This window comes from Deinococcus radiopugnans ATCC 19172 (genome assembly GCF_006335125.1).
In the GTDB taxonomy this organism is placed as follows: Bacteria; Deinococcota; Deinococci; order Deinococcales; family Deinococcaceae; genus Deinococcus; species Deinococcus radiopugnans.
This window is the reverse complement of record NZ_VDMO01000026.1, coordinates 18,402-33,418: the sequence shown is the minus strand read 5'-3', so window position 1 is coordinate 33,418 and position 15,017 is coordinate 18,402. Positions and strand designations below refer to the sequence as shown.

Sequence of the window (15,017 nt, the reverse complement as noted above, 5' to 3'; positions counted from 1 at the left end):
CTTGATCCGCCTCCCATCCCATCTTCTTCGTTTTGGCCTCGCCTTTGCCGCTCTGGGCGTGGCTTTTTTGGGGGCGCTGCTGGTGCTGGCCGATCAGAGCGCGGGCTGGGCGCTGATCGGGGTTGGTGTGCCGCTCTCCGGGGTGCTGGCACTGGCGGGGGACGCGCTGGGCAGTGAATTTTCCAGTACGCTTCAAGCGCGAACACGACAACTCATCTCCGAGACGCGCCCGTGGATGTGGCTGATTGCCCTCTACGCCGTTCTGCACGTCCCCGTCCCGCTGTGGCCGGAGGGCTTCGGCGTGCTGGGGTTGGCGAGTACGGCGGCGCTGTTCGTCGGTGCGCTGCTGTACGCCGCCGAGCGCGTGGGCTGGGGCCGCTCGTGGCTGATGGCGCTGCTGGCCTGCGGCCTGGGCCTGAGCGCGGAAGTGATCGGCACCCGCACCGGCTTTCCCTTCGGCATTTATTCCTACGCCACCGCCCCCGATCCCCTGGTGCTGGGCGTGCCGCTGATGGTGCCGCTGGGCTGGTTCGCGCTGACGTTGGCCGGGCTGCTGCTCTCCGGCGGGCGGGCGTGGCTGGCCGGGCTGCTGCTCGCACTGTGGGACGTGGGGTTAGAACCGCTGATGACCGCGCAACGCTACTGGCTGTGGAGTGACCCGAACCCGATTTGGGCGGGCGCACCCTTGCAGAATTTCCTGGGCTGGTGGGCGGTGGGGGGCGGGATTTCGTGGGTCATCACGCGCGTCGGCCCGGAGGTGTTGCAGGCGCGAAAGGGAGAGGCCCAGATCAATTTCGCCGTCGCCTACCCCATCGAAGCCTTTTTCCTTCCTGGCGGTCTGGTGCTGGTGGGCCGCTATCTGGAGGCCGCCGTCACCCTGCTTGCCATGTTGCTGGGCCTCGCTCTGGCGCGGTTGGTGAGGCGGCGTGGCTGACCGCGCGCCGTGGGCCACGCCCGTCTTGAAGCACAGCATTCGCCGCAGCCTGAGAACCGGGCTGGGTGGCGTGTGGCTGCGCGGTACCCTGCCCACAGGCGGCGCGGTGCTGGCCCCCAATCACAACTCGTGGTGGGACGGCTACGTGCTGCGCGAACTGGCGTGGTGGGCAGGCGCGGACTTCCGGGTGCTGATGACGGCGCGCCAACTGGGGCGCTTTCCCTTCCTGCGGCGCATGGGCGCGCTGGAGGCAGGCCGGGTGCGAGAGGCGGTGCGCGGCGCGCAGGACGGCGCGTGGGTGGCAGTCTTTCCAGAGGGGGCCGTGCAGAGTAGCGGGAGTCTGGGCGCGTTGCACCCCGGCGCGGCCTGGATCGCGCGGACGGCGGGCGTGCCGCTGATCCCCGTGGCCCTGCGCGTGGTGATGCGCGGCGGGCAGTGGCCGGAGGCGTACCTGCGCGTCGGGGCAGCCACCACGTCGCTCCCGGAAGCGCTGGCCCACGAACTGGGCGTGCTGGACGCCGAACTCGCCGCCAGCAACCCGGAACAGCCGCTGGCCGGCTACCTGCGCGTGATGCGGGGGCGGGCGACGGGCACCGAGACAGTGGACTGGCCCGCCCGCCTGCTGACCCGGATCACCGGAGACCGGTGAAACCCGCCGCCCGCGCCTACCACACCTTTGCCTTCGCGTGGCTGGCGGGCAAGGCGGCGGTGCTGCTGATCAACGCCGTGCATTTTCCGCGCCTGCGCCCGCAGCCGTTGCCGGCAGACCGTCCGCGCGTCTCCATCCTGATTCCGGCCCGCGACGAGGCGGCCAACCTGCCGCACACCCTTCCCGGCGTGCTGGCGCAGGGTGCGAACGAGGTGATCGTGCTGGACGACGGCAGCCGCGACAACACGGCGCAGATCGCGTGCCAGTTGGGCGCGCGGGTGGTGCGGGGCCAGCCGCTGCCGCCCGGCTGGTTCGGCAAACCGTGGGCCTGTCAGCAGCTCTCGGTGCTGGCGTCGGGCGACCTCCTGATCTTCACCGACGCGGACGTGGCGTGGCACGCCGGGGCGCTGGGGGCCGTGCTGCACGAGCTGGAGGCGAGCGGGGCCGATCTGCTGAGCGTGCAGCCACGTCAATCCAACCGAACAATAGGCGAGCGCCTGCTGACGCCGCTGGTAGACGCCGCCGTGCTGTCGTACTTTCCATATCCGGTAATCACGCTGCCGCAGGCCGCCGCCACCATCGCCAACGGGCAGGTGATGGCCTTTCGCAGAGGGGCGCTGGAGCGGGCCGGGGGCTACGCGCTGGTGCGCCGGGACTTGCTGGAAGACACCCAGCTCGCCCGCCGCCTGAAAGCGCGTGGGGGGCGGGTGGCCTCGGCGCTGGGGCGGGACGCCATCGGGGTGCGGATGTACCGCTCTTACCCGGACTCGGTGCGCGGGTTTTCCAAGAACGTGCTGCCCATCCACCTGCACTCGCGCCCGCTGCTGCTGCTGAGCGCCGCCGCGCATCTGGCGGTGTACACGCTGCCGTGGCTGGTCAATGTGCCGGGCGCGCGGGCGCTGCGCGTGCTGGGCCTGCTGGAGCGCACCGCCGTGGCCGTGATCGCGGGCCGCCGTACCCCCGCCGATCTACTGGAAGGGCTGCTGGGGCCGGCCACGCCGCTGCTGGCGCTGCCGGTGTACCTGCGCGCGGCGCGGCGGCGGGTGGTGTGGAAGGGGCGGGAATATCCGCAGGGCGAAGCGAAGGATGAGCGGGGGCCGGCCCTGTCCATCAGACGCGCCTCAGCCTCCGGGCCGAAGCTGAAGGAATGAAACTTCCGGTTCTTCTGGCCCTGACCCTGCTCGGCAGCGCGGCGGCCCAGGCGCGGTGGTCAGAAAGCTCTTACGCCAACATCGGCGGCTGGCAGCCCGCCCAGTCGTGGTGCGACACGCCGGGGCGGGTGCTGGCGGTCACGACTCCTGCGGCCGAGACCGGGCCGGTGAAACTGGCGCAGTGGGTGGGCGGAAAACTCAGCGTCCAGAACTGGCAACTGGGCCGCCCCGAACCCGGCGCGGGTCAGGTGTACACGCCGCTGATCCCCGCCGGGCAAACGCAGAGCCAGAATCCTGAATACTTCATCCACAGCAGCAACATCGAGAACACCCTCGATCCGCAGTACCGCATGACGCACATCAATGAATATGTCGTTCCGGCGGGCCGTTTCGGGTGCCGCTACGTGCCGGGAGCCACCGTGCTGGCCGCCACCGCAAAGCACACGGTGATCGTCTGGGAAAGCGGAGGGAAGGTCACCTACGCCAGCCGCAACCGCGACGGCACCCCCGGCATTCAGCTGACCGGCGGCACGCACACCCGCGTGTCGGGCCGCGAGCGCTACGTCTGGAACAACGCGGGCTACCGCTACGTGCTGGAACTGGGCCAGCCGGGTCAACCGGGCGGCCGACTGAGCGTGCTGAAGGGTACAAAGCTGCTGTCCCGCGAGGAATTGCTGGCGTATTCCATCAGCGTGCAAAAGTGACGGCCCTGGTCGCCCATCCGCATTATCTTCAGGCCATGACTGGCAGGGCTGACAGGGAAACGCGGGGTTGAGGCACGCTCCCAAACACGTCGCGGTGATCGGCGCGGGCTTCGCGGGGCTGGCGGCGGCGCTGCGGCTGGCGGGGGCCGGGGCGCAGGTGACCGTGCTGGACGCGCTGGAGCGACCCGGCGGCAAGGCCGCGCTGGGCTACGAGGACTTCTCCAGCGGCCCCACCGTCGTGACCATGCCGCAGATCTTCCGCACGCTGCACGAACGCCTCGCGCTGCCGGCCCCCATGCTGGAGGCCGCCCGCCCCACCACCACCTACCACGCGCACGCCGCCCGGCCCGGCGAGGGCCGCACCTTCGCCCCGGAGGCGTTGCATGTGGCCGGCAGCCTGGAGCCGACGCTTGAGCAGCTCTCGAACTCCGAGGGCAAACGCTATTCGGCGCTGCTGGCCGCCTCGCGCCAGATGTACCTGGACGCCGCGCCCACCTTCCTGTTCGCGCCGCCGCCCACTTCCGCACGGTTGGCCCGCTACGCCCTGACGCGGGGGGTGCGGGCCGCCCCCGGCACGACGCTGGCCCGCTACGTGCGTTCGGGGCCGTTCATGACGCCGTTCTGGCTGCGCTTCGCCACGTACCTGGGGGCCGATCCCTACCGCGCGCCCGCCGTGCTGCACAACATCGCCTGGGTGGAACTGGGCTACGGCGTGTGGCACCTGCAGGGCGGGCTGCTGGCGCTGGCCGAGCGGCTGTACGGGCGGGCGCTGGAGCTGGGCGTGCGCTTCGAATACGGCACGCGCGTGCGCCAGCTGATCGTTCACGGCGGGCGCGTGCTGGGGGCGCACACCGACGCCGGGGCCTTTGCCGCCGACGCCTGGGTCAGTGCCGCCGACCGAGCCCTGACGCTGGGCTGGCTGGGCCTGAACGAGAAACCCGCGCCGCGCGGCGTGAGCGGCTTCGCGCTGCAACTGCGCCTGAAAGAAAACCGCCCCCCGGCCCACCACATCTTCTGGCCCGCGCAGTACGCCCGCGAGTGGCAGGACATCCGCGCCGGACGCCTGCCGCGCGATCCCACGCTGTACCTGCACCTGGACGGCCAGCGCGCCTTCCTGCTGGTCAACGCGCCCCCGAAGCCGGGGCTGGAGGACGATCCACGCCAGTACGGGGCGCTGCTGCTGCGGCAATTGCAGGAGCGTTTTCCCCTGGACATCGAGGAATGGCTGCCCCTCGGCCCCGCCGACTACGCCCGCGTCTCGCAGGGCGGCGCGCTGTACGGCCGCGCCCCCCACGGCCTGAGCGGCAGCCTGCGCCCCGGCTGGACGCTGCCGCACGCCCGCAATCTGGTGCAGGTGGGCGGCACGGTGCATCCCGGCGGCGGCGTCCCCCTGAGCATGCTGAGCGGCTGGAACGGCGCGGGCACGCTGCTGGGCCTGCCCTACGACGATTTGGGCGGGCTGGACGTGCCGGGGGTGGGCGAGACGTGGGGTTAGGCTTGTGGCGCGTGGCTTGTGGCTTGTGGGAGAGCCGCAGGAGGGGTCAGTGGTGAGTGGGGAGTGGCAAGGGAAGGAGAGCCGAAAAACCCGACTGCCCCATTCCATCAACCATCAACCATCCACCATCCACCACCTCCCCCAGCCGCCCACCCGCCCCGGCAACGGCCACCTGCAGGACTGGGCGCTGTCACCTTTGCCGCTGATCGAGGACGGCGCGCGGCGGGCGCGGGCGGCGGGCACTGATCTTTTTCGGCTGCGGCTGGGCCTCCCGTCTGTCGTGGGCTTCAGCCCGGCGTGGAACCGGCGGCTTTTGAGCGATCTGGACACCTTCCGCAGCGCGGGCGGCTTCTCGGCGGTGGTGCCGTATCTGGCCGGCGGCGTGATCCTCACCGACGCGCCCCTGCACCGCAGGCGGCGGCAGACCATCAATCCGGGCTTTGGAAAAAAGCACCTGGAAACCCTGCGCGGGCGCACCCAGGCGGCCCTGCTGCCCATCCCAGACGGTGAATTCGACGCGCTTGAGTGGGCCGACGGCGCGGTGCTGCGGCTGCTGAACGCGGCCTACTTCGGCGGCGAGTTCGATGCCGGGTTGCTGCACGCCTTCCTGGCCCCGCTGCGCCGCCCCTTCCCGGTGCCGGCGCTGCCGCGCCCACGGCTGTTCCTGCGGGTGGACGCCGAGCTGCGCCGTCTTGCCACGTGGCGCTTGACCGGGGGTGGGGATGACCTACTGGCCGTCCTCGCACCCATTCCCGGCGGGCTGGAGGAGGCGCGGGTGTCCCTGGCCGCCGCGCACGACACCACCACGCACGCGCTGGCCTACGCGGTGTGGCATCTGGCCCAGCATCCGGGGTGGCACGCGCCCGAACACCACGGGGCCGTGTTGAAAGAAACCCTGCGCCTGCACCCCCCCGGCTGGATGGGCAGCCGCCGCCTGAGCCGCGAGCTGGACTGGAACGGCGTGCGGCTGCCGCGCGGCACGCTGGCGCTGTACGCCCCGTACCTCTCGGCCCGCGATCCGGGGCTGTGGAACGCGCCGGAGAAGTTCCAGCCCCAGCGCTGGCAGCACAAGCCGCCCGCGTGGGCCTACTTGCCCTTCGGCGGCGGCGAACGCCTGTGCCTGGGCATGCATCTGGCGCAGATGCTGATTCTGGACGCACTGGCGGCGCTGCCCCCCTTGCGGGCCGTGCGCGGCGACGACACCCCCGTGCCGGGTATCACGCTGGGGCCGAAAGGGCCGCTGGTGGTGCGGCGGGCGTGAGGGTGGTGCAAAGCGTTTTTCGCCTCCGGTCAGAGCTGCACCTGTCTTCCACTCTTCAGCACTGCCTAAAGGATTTGCGTGACAAGTCACAAAGCGGGTGGTATACGGAGAGCGGAGGATCAACCATGAAAAAAGTTCTGCTGCTCGCCGTCACCGCCGCCCTGGCCCTGTCTGCCTGCGCCCCACGGTACAACCCCAACTCCCAGAAGCCCGACACCGAACTGTCATGCACCGAGATCAAGGGCGAGATCGCCCGCGCCCAGTCGGCCCGTGACGAGGCTGGGAAGAACCGGGGCCTGAGCGCCCAGAACGTCGCTTGGGCCATCTTCTTCATTCCAGGCATCGTGGCCAATGAATACACCAACGATCAGGTGCAGAAGGCTGCCGACGAGCGGATTTCCAAGCTGAATCAGCTGTACGCCGTCAAGCGCTGCAGTTAGAGCATTTGTCCGAATTGCTGCATCAGAAAAGAAGACTTCTGATGCCTCCATTCTCTGCTCCGCAGCTTTGCAAGTCCCAAATGCTCAGCAAAATTCACTCACTCCGTTCGGACAAAAGCAAACAGCACTTTTGACAAATGCTCTAGAAGCCTGGCTTCACATTGAACTCGCCGCAGTCGGCGGGTTTTCTTGTGCTCAGCCTGCGCGCCCCGGCCCCGCCAGCGGATCGGTGGTGGCTGCCGTCCACCCGGCCAGTCCCCCGCAGGCACAGCCCGGCAACAGCCCAGCCGCTTGCTGCACGCGCCCGCAGTCCAGGCAGGCCACGAAGCCCTGCTGGGGCAGATCCGGGTCCAGCACAGAGGGGGGTTCCAGATCCCACGGCGGCGCCACCGGCAGGCCGGGCGGCGGGTCGGCGTCGTGGCGGAACACGGTCAGGTGGCCGTCCTGCTCAAAGTAGGCGCGGCGGACCTCGCCCAGCTGCAAGACGCCCTGGGCACGCAATTTCTCGAACAGGTCCTCGCGGCTGAGGTTCGCCCGCTCCAGCGCCGCCATGCTGAACACGCCGTCGCGGACCAGTTCCACCGGCTGGCCCTCCATGAAGGCCTCCACCCGCTCGGAGCGCACCACCAACCGCGCCAGCACCCGCTGAAAGCCCACCACCAGCGCCAGGGCCAGCATGGCGTGCAGCAGCGGCACTTCCGGGTAAAACAGCGGATCACCTGCCGCCGAGCCCAGCGCGATCACAATCACCAGTTCCAGCGCGCTGAGCTGGGCCAGCCCACGCTTGCCGGTCAGCCGCAGCAGAAACAGCAACCACACGAAGATCACGACGGTGCGGAAGACGATTTCCAGCAGGAACAGCGGCGGCGCGTCCCCGAGCCAGATGCGCTGCCAGTCGAAGGGAATGATTTCCGGGCCGCTCAAGGTCGGTCCTCCTGAACCGGCGCTTCATCCAGGCCCAGGCCGGCCAGCACCCGTTGCCGGTCCCAGCCGATCAAGTCGCAAAGCTCTTGCAGGGCCATGCCAAATTCCGGTGAATCCGGCCAGCCCTCTTCGGCAGAAAGGTCGCGCAGCCGCTGCCACAGGGCGTTGCGCCGTTCCAGAAATTCACGTGCGGGCATACCTTCAGAGTGTAGGCGGCGTGACGGTTCGTACCTTCAGAGGATCTTGAGACACCCCAGGCCGGCCTGCGGCGGTGTGGCCCTCAGCCCGCTAGCGGTAGCGCTCGTTGTCCCGCAGGTGTTCGGCGTAGGTGTGGTTGACGTAGATCTTGCCGTCCGGCGCGTGCAGGAAGTACAGCGCGTCGCGCCCGTCGGCCAGCTTGCGGTTGGCGTTCAGCACGCTTTGCAGCGCGGCCTCACCGGGATTGTTGATGGGTCCGGCCGGCAGGCCCATGCGGGTGTAGGTGCTGTAGGGCGTGTCCTTGGTGAAGTCCCCGGCCGAGCGGTCCAGTTCCGGCAGGTCCTTGCCCAGCCCGTAGGCCACCGTGGGATCGCTGCCCAGCGCGATGCCGTCTTTCAGGCGGTTCAGGAACACCCCGGCCACGATGGGCATTTCCAGATCGTTGGCGGCCTCGGCCTGCACCATACTTGCCAGAATCACCCAGTCGCGCACGCTCAGGTCCAGGGCCTTGGCCTGGGCGACGCGCTCCGGCGTGAACTCATCGTTCATGCGCGCCACCATGGTCTCCACGATCTTGCGCGGGGTTTCCTTGGGGCGGAATTCATAGGTGGCGGGAAAGACGAAGCCTTCCAGAGTGTTCTGCTTGCCTGCCGCGTATTTGCTCAGGCTGGGGTCTTTCAGGACTGCCAGGATGGCCGCGCCGTCGAAGCCCGCCTTCTGGAAGATGGCCGGAAGGTCCTGGATACGCCTGCCTTCCGGGACGGTCACGTTGACCACCGGAATCCGCGCCGGACCCGCCAGCTTCTCGGCCACGCCCTGCACGCTCAGCGAGCCGTCCAGATCGTACAGGCCCTCCTTGAGGCTGCCCGCCGTGCCGTTCTGGCGCATCACTAAGCGCAGGGCGTCGGCGCTCTTGATGATCCCCTTGCCCTGCAACTCGCGGGCCACCGCCCCCAGCGTGTCGCCGGGCTTGACCTCCAGCGTGTACGGGCCACCCCCTGCAGGCGCGGTCAGGTTGCGGACGTACAGGAACGCGCCCAGCGCCGCGAGCAGCAGCAGCGCCAGCAGGATCAGCAGAACCCTGGCCCAGACCGGGCGGCCGCCGCGCAGCCGGGTCACAGGCCCGCCCCGGTCACGGCACTCAGGGGCTGCCGCGCCAGCCGGGCCAGCAGTTCAGCGTCGGCGGGCGGTCTGGCCCCGAAACGGGAGACCACCCAGCCGCCGACCTCGACAGCCAGCCGGGCCGCCTGCGCCGCGTCACGGTGGGTCAGCCAGCCGGCCAGGAACGCGCCGCCGAAGGCGTCCCCGGCCCCGGTGGCGTCGGTCAGGGTGTCGGGGGTGGCCGCCACGTGCACGCGCGGCTGGTCCGGCCCCTCGATCAACGCACCCTCGGCGTCCATCTTCAGGACCACCAGCGCGTGCGGGTACCGCTCGCGCAGCCAGCTCAGGGCGTCGCCGGAATGCGAGCAGCCGCTCATGGCGCGGGCCTCGTCGTCGTTGGGAAACAGCAGGTCGAAGGGCACGTGGTCCACGATGTCCAGAAAGTTCTCGCGGCCCATCTGCTGGATCATCTGGAAGCTGCCGGGGTCCAGACTGAGGGTGGCGTTGCCCTCCCCCGTTCTGGAGGACTTGGACAGCGTCGCTGCCGCCAGCGCCGCCGCGCGGGGAGGATCGCGGAACAGGCTCCAGGCGGTCAGGTGCAGGTGGCCCGCCGCCCGCAGCACGCCCTGCGGCAATTCGTCCGGCAGCAGTTCCCAGTCCGCGCCCTGCCCGGTCAGCATGGCCCGCTGGCCCCGGCGGTCAATCAGGGCCAGCACCACCCCGGTCGGATGCTCGGTGCTGAGAATCAGCTCGGTCTGCACGCCCTCGGCCTGCAACTCGGCGGTGGCCAGTTCGCCGAATCGGTCGCGGCCAATCTTGCCCACGAAGATGCTGGGGCAGCCGCAGCGCCGCGCCCACACCGCCAGGTTGGCCGCGCTGCCGCCGCCCGACAGTTCAAGCCGCCCGGTGGTGTCGCCGCCCGACAGCAGCATGGTATCGGGCTTGGCCAGCACATCCCAGTTCAGGTCGCCCAGCGACACCAGAGGCTTTCGTTCACTCATGACTGCGGCGCAGCATAGCGCGGCTGGATATGGCGGGGTGCGCCGGATGAACGATGTCCGGGAGAGTCGAATCTCGTTGCAATCCAGGGAGTCCGGCAGAAGGGAAAATGCGCCGCCAGAGCAAAAACGCTCTGATGACGCACCCTGAAAACGGGAAGTCCGCCAGGGCCTAGCGGCGGCCCACCAGCGCCCACGCCCCCGGCAGCAGCGTCGCCGCCAGCCCCAATTTCAGCGCGTCGCCGGGCAGAAAGGGAATCAGGCCCGCGCCCAGCAGCGGCTGTCCGCTCAGGCCGGTCACGGCCCCCAGCCACAGCAGGCCCAGCGCGTAGATCATGGCGCTGCCCGCCAGCATGGCCAGCACGGTGCCAGCGGGCCGGCGGTCCAGCGCGAAGCGTTCCACCAGGAAGCCCACCAGCGCGGCGGCGAAGGGAAAGGACAGCAGGAAACCGCCGGTGGGGCCAGCGAATTTGGCGACACTGCCGATGCCGCCCGCGAACACCGGCAGGCCCACCGCACCCGCCGCCAGATACAGCGCCAGCGCCGCGAAGGCCCGCTTCCAGCCCAGTGCCGCGCCGACCAGCAGCACGCCCAGGGTTTGCAGAGTGACCGGCACAGGCTTGAGCGGCAGTTCGGCCTGCGCCAGCAGCGCGATCAGGGCCGCGCCGCCTGCGATGAGCAGCAGGTCACGGGTCAGGCCGGAGGCGGGAGCGAGGGTACGGGCCAGGGTGGGGTGGGTCAGCTGGGTCATGGATTCTCCTTGAGGGGGGTTTAGCGTGTGGGAAACGAGGCAGGCGGACTGGTTTCACGGGGCGGGGCCACCGTGCAGCCCACCATCCAGCGCCCCGATCAATTCCACATCCCCAGCGCTGACGGTGTGGGGGCCGTCCAGGGTCCGCACGATCAGGCTGCCACTCGCGTCCAGCCGTTCGGCCACACCTTCCAGCGGCCCGCGCGGGGTCTGCACGCGCACCGGGCGGCCCAGGGTGACGCTCGCGGCGGCCCACGCCTCCAGAATCTCGGCGGGCGGGGCGCGCAGCCAGCGCTCAAGCTGGAACAGAACGTCGCCCAGCACCTGTGCGCGGGTCACCCCGGGGCGCAGTTCACTCAGGTGGGCTGCGCCTGCCGGGGCACCCGAGACATTCAGGCCGATGCCCAGCACCGCGCGCCGGGCTTCCTCGCCGCGCAGATCGGCCTCCAGCAGAATGCCCGCCAGCTTGCGGCCATCCGGGGCCAGCAGATCGTTGGGCCATTTCAGGCCGCCGGCGCCGCAGGCCGCCTGCACCGCCACGCCCGCCGCCAGCGGCATGAGGGCCAGTTCGGGCAGGGTCAACGGCGTCTGGCCGTCCTCTCCCCCACCCCGCAGCAGCACGCTGAAGGTCAGGCCGCCGGGAACCGGGGTCCACGCCCGCCCACGCCGCCCACGCCCCCCCGTCTGGCGCTCAGCCACCACCACCGCGCCGTGTGGGGCGGGGTCTGCCGCGTCGTCGGCCCAGGCTCGGGCTTCATCCTGCGTGCTGCCCACCGTGCCCAAGTAGCGCATGTCCGCCCCCAGCACGCCGCCCCGGCGCACCAGCCCCGGCGCAGGCGTACCGGGGGTCAGGGCGTACCCGGCGCGGGTGATCTGCAACGGAATCCCGTCCTCCTGCAGCCGGTGGGCCAGCGTGTTCACGGTCACGCGGCCCAGCCCCAGCCGCCCGGCCAGCACCTCCCCGGACTGGGGGGTGTCGGTCAACAACGCAAGCAGGCGGTGGGGCATCTCGTTCAGTGTTCTACGGGTTCGGGTGAACGAAAAGCAAGGGGGGGCCGCAGGCCCGGTTCCCCGACACCGCGCCCGACCTCCCAATTTCACCCGCAGCAGCTTTGCTAGACTGCCAGTATGACGATGGTGCGGCAGACCAAGCAGCGGGCAGCGGTGATCGAGGTGCTGCGGGCGGCGCGGTCCCACCCGGACGCCGCCTGGATTCATGCCCAGGTGCGCCAGAACCTGCCCAGCGTGAGCCTGGGCACGGTGTACCGCACGCTGGACGCCCTGGTCGAGGGCGGCGTGGTGGTCACGCTGGAACGCGCCGGGCAGGCCACCCGCTACGACTACAAGCGTGCGGGCGAGGACCACCACCACGCGGTCTGCCGGGGCTGCGGCGCGATCTTCGATGTGGACGCCGGCGAACTGCCGCCCCTGTCCGCCGCCGCGTTGCCCGCCGGGTTTCAGGTCACGGACGTGCGGCTGGAATTCATCGGCGTGTGTCCGGACTGCCAGCCCGAAAAGACCGGTTGAAACAGCCCGGCTGCATTCAGGCCCGACTGTTTTGGACCCGTTCCCGAACAGCCTGATTCGCCACAGACGGGCGCGTAAGCTGGAGCATGTTTGAACTGCTGGCCCTCCTGGCCCTGATCCTGTCGTTCGCGGCCCTGTCCCGCGCGAGCAAGGCGCAGCAGCAGGCGCGTGGGCTGGCCCAGCGCCTGGAAGTGCTGGAAACTGAGTTGCGGGCTTCACGCCTGCGGCAACTGGAGGTGGACCCACCGCGCCTGACCGAAATGGACGGGGCGCTCCCCGAAGTTCAGACGCCACCCGGCAGCTCTGCGCCGCCCACCTGGCCGGAGGATCACCCCGCGGCCCCACCCGTTGCGCCTCCCCCAGCGCCGCCCAGACCGCGCGGGCCGTCGCTGTGGGGGCCGCAATTCAGCCGGGCGCGCATCAGTCTAATCGGCGGGGTGCTGGTGCTGGGCGGGCTGGCCTTTACCCTGCGGGCGCTGGGCGCTCCGGCATGGACTCTATTGGTGGCCGTGTTCGCCTTCGGCGGGCTGCTGTATTTCAACGCGCGGCGGGTGCCGTGGCCGGTGTCGGGGGCGCTGCGCGGGCTGGGGTACGGCGTGGCGGCGCTGGGCGTGGGCAGCCTGTCCCAGCGGCTGCCGGAAGCATGGGGGCCGGGGGCGGTGATGGTGGGCCTGCTGGCCCTGAGCGCGGCGCTGCTGGGCGACGGCCTGCGCCGCCGCGAACCCCTGCTGGGCGCGCTGGCGGTGGGCGGGGCCGCCCTGAGCACCTGGATGCTCACCGACGATCTGGGCCGCTGGTCCATCCCGGCGGCGGGCGCGGCGCTGCTGCTGGCGGCGGTGGCCGTGTGGCAGGGCCGTGCCGCGCAGGCCACCGCCCTTCCAGGCCCACAGGAGGAGGACCCGACAGGCCCGGACGCCCCCACCTCCCGCCAAGCGGCGCTGGCGCTGACCCTGGGCGCGGCGGGCACCGTGCCGCTGGGCTGGTTCGTGGCCTCGGCCAGCCATTCGGGCCTTGACCTGTGGTCCGGGGTGCAGGAAACGGCGCGGTCCACCCTGCAACTGGGCAGCGGACCCCTGGCCCTGCTGCCCTGGCTGGCCTTCAGCCTGCTGGCCCTGTCCGTCCCGCTGGCGCTGCTGACGCGGCTGCGGCCGGAGCCGGAGTCAGGCGAAGGCCACCCGGACCGCGCCGACCGCGTGACCCTGAGCGCGGCCTGGGCCGTCCTGACCCCGCAGGCGCTGGTGGCGACGGCGGTGGCTGCGGCGCTGAACAGCGGCGGACCGCAGGCGGGCGCGTTGGGGGCGGCCCTGATCATCTTGGGCGCATTGGTGGTCACGGCTCGGCTGGCCTGGGCGCGCCGACACGCGCAGGAGGCGCCGCTCGCAAACACCCTGGCCGGCAGCCTGACGGCGGGGGCAGCGGGCGTGGCCGGGGCGCTGGCCCTGAGCGTGCTGGGACCGCGCACCGAAGCCCTGGCACTGGCCGGGGTGGCCACGGTCCTGCTGCTGGTGGGCCTGTACGGGCACAGCCGGTTCTGGCTGCGGGTGGGCGCGGTGGGTCTGGCCATCACAGCGCTGTGGGGCGTGTGGATCACGGCTGGCCTCGCGCTGGGGGCCATCCCGCTGCTGGCCGCGCCGGATGACTTGCGCGCGGCGCTGCTGGGGGCCGCGCCCGCCGCGCTGGGCCTGCTGGCCGCGTGGCGCCTGGGCCAGGGCGGCTGGGCCACCGCGCCGCGCCGTTCCAGAGCACTCAACGGCGCGGCGCAGGAAAAGGGACAACCCACCTCCCAGCCTGTTTCCCCGCCACCGCCCGCCATTCGCTGGACCCCCACGCTGCTGGCGGGCCTGTGCAGCGGCGTGCTGGCCGTGGCGCTGCTGGCGGCCGGATCGGCGGTGCTGGCGGGCGGAGTGCTGCTGGCGGCGGCGCTGCTGTGGACGCGCAGGGCAGACGGCGCAGGCGGCACGGTTCCCTTCTGGGCGGCCACGCCCCTGCTGACGCTGGGCAGCCTGCTGCTGGTCTTCAACGTGGACGGCGCCCAGCGGCCTGGATGGCTGGGCCTGGGCGTCGCGGCAGCGCTGATCGCAGGCACGGCGCTGCTGCGGGCCACGCCGCGCACCTTCGCCTCGGCCTCGCCGCGCCTGCTGGCCGAGGGCACCGCCCTGACCGTGCTGGCCCTGGCCCTGGCCCGCGCCGCGCAGGAATGGTGGCCCGCGCTGGGTCTGCCGGGCGCGCTGGCGCTGCTGGCCCTGCTGACCGCGCCCCTGAGACTGACCCTGAGCTGGACCCGCATGGACACCCTGCTTGGTCTGGGCGGCCTGATCCTGCTGAATCTGACTCTAGCGGGCTGGCCGGGCGCCGACGCAGCGGCACAGGACCGTGCCCAGGTGACGGCGCTGGGCAGTGCGGCGCTGGCCGCTGTGTGGGGGCTGACCCGCACGGAAAGCGGCCTGGGGGTGCTGGGCAGACTGACCCGACCCATCGGCGGGCTGCCCCCAGACGCCAGGGCACACTGGCCGGTCACCCAGACCCTGTGGCTGGGCGGCTGGACGCTGCTGGTCCCGCTGGCCGTGGGCGTTCGCCTCAGCGCGCAGGCGGCGGACCTGCGGACCTGGCTGGTGGCCTCCAGCCTGGCGCTGCTGGCGGTGGGTCTGGCCGCCGCCATCCGGGCACACCGGGCGGGCGGGGCGGGGGCCAGAGCGTCCTGGGCCGCTGGGCTGGCCCTGATCGCTGGGGCGGGCGTCAAGGGTGCGCTGCTGGACGCCGCCTTCTTTCCCAATGCCTCGGCGGGCCTGGGGGTTGCCGTGCTGGTCACCGGCCTGAGCGTGCTGGCGGTGGCGATCCTGGCCCCCCGTCCGGCCGCCCCTGCCCCTGCCGGCCCTTGACCACA

15 protein-coding genes are annotated in these 15,017 nt (G+C 71.2%); 9 read left to right on the top strand and 6 right to left on the bottom strand.

All coding sequences use genetic code 11. From position 1 onward, the window contains the following. The first annotated feature begins 1 nt into the window (after position 1). The 7 genes from FHR04_RS17560 to FHR04_RS17530 all read left to right on the top strand — a co-directional run bounded on the left by FHR04_RS17560 (position 2) and on the right by FHR04_RS17530 (position 6,634). Entirely contained in the window at positions 2-934 is a 933-nt protein-coding gene (locus FHR04_RS17560; protein ID WP_221265602.1) for a carotenoid biosynthesis protein, read from the top strand. Next, positions 927-1,583: a lysophospholipid acyltransferase family protein gene (locus FHR04_RS17555; protein WP_249039197.1), complete on the top strand. Its 657-nt coding sequence runs from the start codon at positions 927-929 to the stop codon at positions 1,581-1,583. Before FHR04_RS17560 ends, FHR04_RS17555 begins: the two co-directional genes overlap by 8 nt. Then, on the top strand, positions 1,580-2,734 hold the full coding sequence (locus FHR04_RS17550) for a glycosyltransferase family 2 protein (protein ID WP_249039196.1): 1,155 nt from the start codon (positions 1,580-1,582) through the stop codon (positions 2,732-2,734). Before FHR04_RS17555 ends, FHR04_RS17550 begins: the two co-directional genes overlap by 4 nt. Beyond that, complete coding sequence (locus FHR04_RS17545; protein WP_183944838.1) at positions 2,731-3,438, top strand: hypothetical protein; 708 nt, start codon at positions 2,731-2,733, stop codon at positions 3,436-3,438. The genes FHR04_RS17550 and FHR04_RS17545 overlap by 4 nt, the downstream gene beginning before the upstream one ends. A 67-nt stretch (positions 3,439-3,505) precedes the next feature. Then, a complete protein-coding gene (locus FHR04_RS17540) occupies positions 3,506-4,933 on the top strand; it encodes a phytoene desaturase family protein (protein ID WP_139404530.1) in 1,428 nt (475 codons plus the stop codon). Positions 4,934-5,060: 127 nt separating this feature from the next. Beyond that, entirely contained in the window at positions 5,061-6,194 is a 1,134-nt protein-coding gene (locus FHR04_RS17535; RefSeq protein WP_375782592.1) for a cytochrome P450, read from the top strand. Positions 6,195-6,319: 125 nt separating this feature from the next. Then, positions 6,320-6,634, top strand: a complete 315-nt coding sequence (locus FHR04_RS17530) for a hypothetical protein (protein ID WP_039685581.1) — start codon at positions 6,320-6,322, stop codon at positions 6,632-6,634. A 195-nt stretch (positions 6,635-6,829) separates the two neighbouring features. On the opposite strand, the gene FHR04_RS17525 is transcribed toward FHR04_RS17530, so the two are convergent. The 6 genes from FHR04_RS17525 to FHR04_RS17500 all read right to left on the bottom strand — a co-directional run bounded on the left by FHR04_RS17525 (position 6,830) and on the right by FHR04_RS17500 (position 11,614). Beyond that, entirely contained in the window at positions 6,830-7,558 is a 729-nt protein-coding gene (locus FHR04_RS17525) for a DUF421 domain-containing protein (RefSeq protein WP_139404529.1), read from the bottom strand. After that, positions 7,555-7,755, bottom strand: a complete 201-nt coding sequence (locus FHR04_RS17520; RefSeq protein WP_139404528.1) for a hypothetical protein — start codon at positions 7,753-7,755, stop codon at positions 7,555-7,557. Before FHR04_RS17520 ends, FHR04_RS17525 begins: the two co-directional genes overlap by 4 nt. Positions 7,756-7,846: 91 nt before the next feature. Beyond that, entirely contained in the window at positions 7,847-8,875 is a 1,029-nt protein-coding gene (gene mltG / locus FHR04_RS17515; protein WP_139404527.1) for an endolytic transglycosylase MltG, read from the bottom strand. After that, entirely contained in the window at positions 8,872-9,858 is a 987-nt protein-coding gene (locus FHR04_RS17510; protein ID WP_139404526.1) for a carbohydrate kinase family protein, read from the bottom strand. The genes mltG and FHR04_RS17510 overlap by 4 nt, the downstream gene beginning before the upstream one ends. Positions 9,859-10,027: 169 nt before the next feature. Next, the gene (locus tag FHR04_RS17505; protein ID WP_139404525.1) at positions 10,028-10,606 is read right to left on the bottom strand and encodes a biotin transporter BioY; all 579 of its coding nucleotides are present in this window, start codon (positions 10,604-10,606) and stop codon (positions 10,028-10,030) included. 54 nt (positions 10,607-10,660) lie between these two features. Next, the gene (locus FHR04_RS17500) at positions 10,661-11,614 is read right to left on the bottom strand and encodes a biotin--[acetyl-CoA-carboxylase] ligase (RefSeq protein WP_139404524.1); all 954 of its coding nucleotides are present in this window, start codon (positions 11,612-11,614) and stop codon (positions 10,661-10,663) included. A gap of 120 nt (positions 11,615-11,734) precedes the next feature. Here FHR04_RS17500 and FHR04_RS17495 point away from each other — a divergent pair, with 120 nt between their 5' ends. Both FHR04_RS17495 and FHR04_RS21050 read left to right on the top strand, forming a co-directional pair. After that, positions 11,735-12,133, top strand: coding sequence for a Fur family transcriptional regulator (locus FHR04_RS17495; protein WP_039685586.1), 399 nt, complete (start codon positions 11,735-11,737; stop codon positions 12,131-12,133). Between the two features lie 86 nt (positions 12,134-12,219). Then, the gene (locus tag FHR04_RS21050) at positions 12,220-15,012 is read left to right on the top strand and encodes a hypothetical protein (protein ID WP_170214009.1); all 2,793 of its coding nucleotides are present in this window, start codon (positions 12,220-12,222) and stop codon (positions 15,010-15,012) included. The last annotated feature ends 5 nt before the right edge of the window (positions 15,013-15,017 follow it).

Excerpts from the sequence above, each read along its gene's own strand:
- FHR04_RS21050 (WP_170214009.1), top strand. The coding sequence starts at position 12,220 with ATGTTTGAACTGCTGGCCCTCCTGGCCCTGATCCTGTCGTTCGCGGCC.
- FHR04_RS17510 (WP_139404526.1), bottom strand. The coding sequence starts at position 9,858 with ATGAGTGAACGAAAGCCTCTGGTGTCGCTGGGCGACCTGAACTGGGAT.
- FHR04_RS17530 (WP_039685581.1), top strand. The coding sequence starts at position 6,320 with ATGAAAAAAGTTCTGCTGCTCGCCGTCACCGCCGCCCTGGCCCTGTCT.
- FHR04_RS17520 (WP_139404528.1), bottom strand. The coding sequence starts at position 7,755 with ATGCCCGCACGTGAATTTCTGGAACGGCGCAACGCCCTGTGGCAGCGG.
- FHR04_RS17545 (WP_183944838.1), top strand. The coding sequence starts at position 2,731 with ATGAAACTTCCGGTTCTTCTGGCCCTGACCCTGCTCGGCAGCGCGGCG.
- FHR04_RS17500 (WP_139404524.1), bottom strand. The coding sequence starts at position 11,614 with ATGCCCCACCGCCTGCTTGCGTTGTTGACCGACACCCCCCAGTCCGGG.
- FHR04_RS17505 (WP_139404525.1), bottom strand. The coding sequence starts at position 10,606 with ATGACCCAGCTGACCCACCCCACCCTGGCCCGTACCCTCGCTCCCGCC.
- FHR04_RS17495 (WP_039685586.1), top strand. The coding sequence starts at position 11,735 with ATGACGATGGTGCGGCAGACCAAGCAGCGGGCAGCGGTGATCGAGGTG.